Source organism: Desulfovibrio desulfuricans (genome assembly GCF_024460775.1).
In the GTDB taxonomy this organism is placed as follows: domain Bacteria; phylum Desulfobacterota; class Desulfovibrionia; order Desulfovibrionales; family Desulfovibrionaceae; genus Desulfovibrio; species Desulfovibrio desulfuricans_E.
In genome coordinates this window covers 1-212 of the sequence record NZ_JANFYZ010000143.1, presented here as the reverse complement: position 1 = coordinate 212, position 212 = coordinate 1, and the positions used below count along the sequence as shown (strand labels likewise).

At 35.8% G+C, this 212-nt stretch carries 1 protein-coding gene; it reads left to right on the top strand.

What is annotated here, in order from left to right:
- Window positions 1-22 precede the first annotated feature (22 nt).
- Window positions 23-212 (top strand): hypothetical protein (locus tag NE637_RS16040; RefSeq protein ID WP_256267855.1); only part of this gene is annotated, 190 nt, incomplete at its 3' end.

Sequence of the window (212 nt, the reverse complement as noted above, 5' to 3'; positions counted from 1 at the left end):
CGCACGTCATCGATGTATACATATGACAGTTGCTGATCTGTTTTCAGACATACATTCTATGTATGAAGAACAACAGGAATCAAAACGTAATAAATCTACTTATAGGAGAAGTCCGAGTGATGAGAAGAAAGACTCTCGCACCTATACGAATACAACTAAACCCAAAGTTATAGCTCGGAATCCTCAAAAAACAAATAATTCGAAATCGAAAA